4 protein-coding genes are annotated in these 6,272 nt (G+C 37.4%); 1 reads left to right on the forward strand and 3 read right to left on the reverse strand.

Annotated elements, in window-relative coordinates:
• Positions 1 to 3 precede the first annotated feature (3 nt).
• Positions 4 to 951 carry a thioredoxin-disulfide reductase gene (trxB, locus tag ABWO41_RS14370; protein WP_353139464.1) on the reverse strand — a complete coding sequence of 316 codons (948 nt, stop codon included), beginning with the start codon at positions 949 to 951 and terminating at the stop codon, positions 4 to 6.
• A 78-nt stretch (positions 952 to 1,029) separates the two neighbouring features.
• A complete protein-coding gene (locus ABWO41_RS14375; RefSeq protein WP_353139455.1) occupies positions 1,030 to 2,052 on the reverse strand; it encodes a quinone-dependent dihydroorotate dehydrogenase in 1,023 nt (340 codons plus the stop codon).
• A 248-nt stretch (positions 2,053 to 2,300) separates the two neighbouring features.
• Between ABWO41_RS14375 and ABWO41_RS14380 the strand changes: the two genes are divergently transcribed.
• Positions 2,301 to 3,377, forward strand: a complete 1,077-nt coding sequence (locus ABWO41_RS14380; protein ID WP_353139458.1) for a polysaccharide deacetylase family protein — start codon at positions 2,301 to 2,303, stop codon at positions 3,375 to 3,377.
• 298 nt (positions 3,378 to 3,675) lie between these two features.
• Here the strand turns inward: ABWO41_RS14380 and ABWO41_RS14385 are convergent, their stop codons facing one another.
• Positions 3,676 to 6,240 (reverse strand): adenosylcobalamin-dependent ribonucleoside-diphosphate reductase, encoded by a 2,565-nt coding sequence (locus tag ABWO41_RS14385; RefSeq protein WP_502945658.1) that lies wholly within the window; start codon positions 6,238 to 6,240, stop codon positions 3,676 to 3,678.
• Between the last annotated feature and the right edge of the window lie 32 nt (positions 6,241 to 6,272).

The raw sequence follows: 6,272 nt of genomic DNA on the forward strand, positions 1-6,272 counted from the left end.
GTCTTATTCGTATTCTTTGGCCGCCAGATATCTTTCGGCCTCTAAGGCTGCCATACAACCTGTTCCTGCCGCGGTAATCGCTTGTCTGAAGATTTTATCCTGTGCGTCTCCAGAAACGAAAACACCAGGAATCTTAGTTGATGTACTATCCGGATTAGTTATTATATAACCTGTTTCATCCATATCTAACCAATCCCTAAAAATATCTGTATTAGGTTTATGCCCAATAGCTACGAAAAATCCCGTAACTGCTAAGTCTCTTTCTTCCTGAGTTTGGTTATTTACTACTCTTACTCCGGTTACAGCTTTATTGTCTCCTAAAATCTCTTTAGTCTCTGTATTGTATAAAACTTCTATGTTTGGTGTATTTAATACACGTTTCACCATCGCTTTAGAAGCTCTAAATTCGTCTCTTCTTACTAACATGTACACTTTGTTACATAATTTAGACAGATAAGTTGCTTCTTCCGCTGCTGTATCACCAGCTCCTACAATGGCAACATCCTGGTTTTTAAAGAAGAAACCGTCACAAACTGCACAAGCAGAAACACCAAAACCATTATATTTTTGCTCGGACTCTAAACCTAAGTATTTTGCAGATGCTCCTGTAGAAATGATTACCGTATCGGCTAAAATGGTTTTAACATCATCAACCACTACTTTATGAACTGGTCCCGAAAAATCTACAGCAGAAACGTAGCCAAAACGAATGTCTGTACCAAACCTCTCGGCTTGTTTACGGAAATCTTCCATCATATCCGGCCCCATTACACCACCTGGGTATCCTGGAAAATTTTCTACATCTGTAGTCTGTGTTAACTGACCACCCATTTGCATCCCTGTTATCATCACAGGTTTTAAATCGGCTCTAGCTGCATAAATTGCTGCAGTATAACCTGCCGGGCCAGAACCTATAATTAAACATTTTACGTGTTCTAATTCTTCAGTCATGTTATTCATTTGTCGCAAATATAGGCTTCCCCCGAGAAAGCACAACACCCGCTCTGTTTTATTTACAATTCTATTAAATTACTTCTTTAGTGATTTTTTAATCCTCTTGATTAAAGCCGGTCCTTCATAAATGAAGCCTGTATAAATCTGTACCAGGGCAGCACCTGCATCCAGCTTTTCTTTTGCATCTTTTGCGGAATGAATCCCACCTACACCTATGATAGGGAATGCTTTATTTGACTTATTTGAAAGGTATCTTATCACTTCTGTAGATCTGTCTTTTACAGGTTTCCCACTTAAGCCTCCCATTTCCTTTTTCAGATATTCCGGCGAATTCAAATTATCTCTGGAAATAGTTGTATTGGTAGCTATTACGCCTGCAATCCTGGTTTCCTGTACAATCTCTACAATATCATCTAACTGAGAGTCTGTTAAATCCGGAGCTATCTTCAATAAAATAGGTTTGGAAATACCATTTTTGTTATTTCTTTCCTGTAAAGTATTCAGAATATTTTTTAGTGGTTCTTTTTCCTGTAATGCTCTTAAATTGGGTGTATTCGGAGAACTGACATTAACGACAAAATAGTCTACTACATTAAATAAACGATCGAAACACTTGATGTAATCGCTTACGGCATCTTCGTTTGGCGTATTTTTATTTTTTCCAATATTTCCGCCAATAATTAAACCATCTCGTTTTACATATTCCAATTTTCTGGCCAGTACGTCAACTCCTTTATTGTTAAAGCCCATTCTATTAATAAGCGCTTCGTCTGCAGGCAAACGAAACATTCTCGGCTTATCATTCCCCGGTTGAGGTAAGGGCGTTACCGTACCAACTTCTATAAAACCAAAACCAAAATTGGCCAGTTCTTCAATATATTCTCCGTTTTTGTCAAAACCTGCAGCTAAACCTACCGGATTTTTAAATTTCAGACCAAATACTTCTCTTTCTAAAGACGGATGTTCGTATTTAAAACTTCCTTTAATAAGTTTTGGTAATCCCCAGATTTTCTGTGCTGTTTGTAGTGTTCCAGTAACAAAATGATGTATTTTCTCGGGGTCGAATTGAAAAAAAATTGGCTTTAAAAACTGATACATGGCGCAAATGTAAATATTAAATTTCTGTTCTCTCAGAAAAAGTTGCATCCTGTTTTCACATTCAATATACTCACTATTATTAAATTGCAATTTTCGTTAAAGCAGTAAAGAGAAATTGATTATTTTAAAAAAACAGATCTCTAAAAAACCAAAATCCCTATAAGCCTCTATTAAAAATTATTTTTGATTACCCACTTAATAACAATTGTACATTTTAGATTACTTTTGATGCTTTGTCAACTTAAAACATGAAAATACATAAACAGCTTTATTTAATCTCATTAGCTACATCTTTTTTAATAGCGTGTAACAACGGAAAGCAAGTAAAAAATCAAACAGAAGGTATCGCTACACAAACAGTAAACACTGCGAGTGACGAACCTCAGAACCCGAAAATAAGTACTTTCACAGATTTCACTCCAAATGAATTGGGGAAAGTGATGGTATTGGAATATCATTTAATTGGAGAACCGGAAGATAGATGGAGAAGAACACCTGAAAATTTCAGAAAAGACCTTCAAATGCTATATGACAATAATTTCTACCCGGTTTCTGTATTAGATCTGGCATATGGAAAATTGGATATCCCAGCGGGAAAAACTCCTTTCGCCATTACTTTTGACGATTCCAGCGCCGGCCAGTTTAGGTTTATTGAAAAGAACGGAAAAACAGAAGTTGACCCTAACTGTGCAGTGGGAATCATGGAAGATTTCAAGAAAAAACATCCTGATTTCCCAATAACGGCCAGCTTCTATGTGCTTCCTGCTATAAAACCTACACTCAGACTTTTTGCACAGCCGGAATTTAAGAAGGAGAAACTGGAATGGCTGATAAAAAATGGTTACGAAATAGGTAATCATGGTTGGTACCACGTTCCGTTAAATAAACTGGATGATGCAGGTGTTCAAAAGCATTTAGGTATGTTTGTTAAAGAAATTAAAGAGTTTATTCCAAATTATGAGGTAAGGAGTCTGGCTTTACCTTTGGGAATGCATGCTAAAAATCTTCCACTGGAATCAAAAGGAAAATTTGAGGATGTGAACTATAACCATGAAGTTGTTTTATTGGTAGGATCGGCTACTTCGGTTTCTCCTTATCACAAAGATTTCAATAGACTAGCGGTTGAGCGCGTTCAGGCCGGAGATACTGAATTTGGACCTGCTCATTTTATGAAACTTCAAAATAAGCACAAGACCCGTTATTATAGTGATGGCGATGCTAAAACGATAACTGCTCCGGAAAGCTATAAAGATCAGATCAATTCAAAGCTAAGTAAAGACTATAAAATTAACTGGATTACGGTAGATAATGCGGAGAGCAAGTAAAATTCTGCCTCAATTCCTTTTGATCCCGAGCATCGGGAGAAGAACCCTACATGCGGTATAAACTTTTTATAATGGGATGCCTGCCTGACCGGCAAGGCAGGCTTCGTTACACTCAGCATAACGAAACTGGGAATGGATTCTGCGTTAACTTCTCGCTAATACAAAAACATTTGGAAAGAAATCTCCTTCAGAATTTGTACTGAAGGAGATTTTCTCCGATAAATCGGAACAGGTTCCTCTAAAATCGTTAAAACAACTATGTTTTTTGTCTTTTAGACAGCTTTATACTTCAAAACCATTAACCACATTTACTGGATCCACAATCTTTACAGGTTAGACAACCTTCCTGATATTGCAGATTTGTAGAATTACAGTTAGAACATTTAGCAGACCCGGCACTTGCTCCTTCCGGAATATAACGTTTCAAAGCTCTCGCTACGCCATTTTTCCATGTATTGATATGCTCATCCAATTGCAGTTTATTAATTAAATCTACTACCTTCTCTATTGGCATTCCATGGCGTAAAGTACCCGAAATCAGCTTCGCATAGTTCCAGTATTCTGGGTTAAATTTATAAGATAAACCTTCTATGGTTGTTTTATAACCTCTTTGATTCTTATACTGAAAGTCATAACGTGATGATCCGTCTTCATCTTTATTTTTGATGATTAATCCATCATTGACCCAGCGAGGCAATAAAATACCATCTTCATCATCAGAAAGACCTGTAAAAATCTCGTAAGGCTTTCCATCTATTAATCCTATAAAAGCAATCCACTTATCTTTATTGTTCTGAAAACGAACAACATCGGATTCCAAAGTCTGTGGCCTTATAGTAGGGAAAGAAGTAGCCGGTAATAGCGCTGCCGGTTCTTCTTTACTCTCTTTTTTCTCTTCAGTAGAAATCAAAACGCCGGAACGTGAACCATCTCTGTAGACCGTCACACCTTTACATCCTGATTTCCAGGCTTCCATATACAATTCACCTACTAATTCTTCAGATACGTCATTCGGCATATTGATTGTAACACTGATAGAATGATCTACCCATTTTTGGATAGCTCCCTGCATATGCACCTTTTTCAAATAATCTACATCGTTGGAAGTTGCTTTGTAATAAGGAGATTTCTTTACCAGTTCGTCCAACTCTTCATTACTATAATTTATGGTCGTATCATAGCCGTTGATTTCCATCCATTTTTTAAAACCATGATGAAACACAACATATTCTTCCCATGAATCGCCAACTTCATCTACAAAATCTACCCTAACGTTTTTATCATTTGGATTCACTTTTCTCCTGCGCTTATAAACCGGCATAAAAACCGGCTCTATACCAGAAGTCGTTTGCGACATTAAACTTGTTGTACCTGTTGGCGCAATAGTTAACAAAGCGATATTACGACGACCATATTCCAACATTTCATAATAAAGTTTAGAGTCTGCTTCGGCCAGTCTTTTTATGAAAGGATTATTTTTTTCTCTTTCCGCATCAAAAATCGGAAATGCACCACGCTCTTTTGCTGCCATAACAGAAGCCCTATAAGCCTCAATAGCAATTAATTTATGTATATCTACAGAAAAAGCAATTCCTTCATCACTACCATATCTCAGTCCTAAAGCAGCAAGCATATCACCCTCTGCTGTAATTCCAATTCCTGTTCTTCTTCCCTCTTCCGCTTTTTTACGAATATTCAACCAAAGATTATGCTCTACTCTTTTCACCTCTTCATCTTCCGGATCTGCATCTATTTTTGCTAAAATTGCATCTACCTTTTCAAGTTCCAGATCTATGATATCATCCATTATCCTCTGAGCAGCCCCTATATGTTCTTTGAATAAGTCAAAGTCAAAGGCTGCCTTTTTGGTAAAAGGATTATTCACATAAGCATAAAGGTTAACTGCCAATAAGCGACAGGAATCATAAGGACATAACGGAATCTCGCCACATGGATTGGTAGACACCGTTTTATATCCCAAATCTGCGTAACAGTCCGGAACAGATTCGTTAATAATAGTATCCCAAAACAAAATACCGGGTTCTGCTGAACGCCAGGCATTATGCACAATTTTTTTCCAAAGCTGTTTGGCATTGGTTTGTTTACTTACCAATGGGTTAGCAGAATCTATAGGATATTTCTGAATAAAATCTACATCATTTTCCACAGCTTGCATAAATGCATTACTGATTCTTACTGATACATTTGCTCCCGTAACCTTTCCCTGCTCCAGCTTCGCGTCAATAAAGCCTTCCGCATCTGGATGTTCTATAGAAATAGATAGCATCAACGCACCTCTCCGACCATCCTGAGCTACTTCCCTTGTAGAGTTTGAATAACGCTCCATAAACGGCACAATTCCCGTTGATGTAAGTGCAGAATTTTTCACTGGAGACCCTTTAGGTCGAATATGAGAAAGATCGTGTCCTACCCCCCCTCTGCGCTTCATTAACTGTATTTGCTCCTGATCTATTTTCATGATACCACCGTAAGAATCGGATTTCCCATCATTTCCTATAACAAAACAGTTTGAAAGTGAAGCTATCTGATAAGGATTACCTATACCCGTCATGGGGCTACCCTGCGGAATTATGTATTTGAAGTTTCTGATAAGTTCGAATACCTGATCTTCCGACATCGGATTTGGATATTTCGACTCTATTCTGGCAATTTCAGATGCAATACGTCGGTGCATATCATCTGGTGTCTTTTCATATAAATTACCATACGAGTCTTTAAGTGCATACTTATTGACCCAAACTCTGGCAGCCAGATCATCTCCGTTGAAATATTTCAAACTCGCTTCAAATGCTTCCTCCTGAGTATAGGTTACTTTAGAACCTTTTGTATCAGTTATTTCCATAGTTTTCAGATTTTTATTGATAACAGATATAA

Source organism: Pseudopedobacter sp. (assembly GCF_040392825.1).
In the GTDB taxonomy this organism is placed as follows: Bacteria; Bacteroidota; Bacteroidia; order Sphingobacteriales; family Sphingobacteriaceae; genus Pseudopedobacter.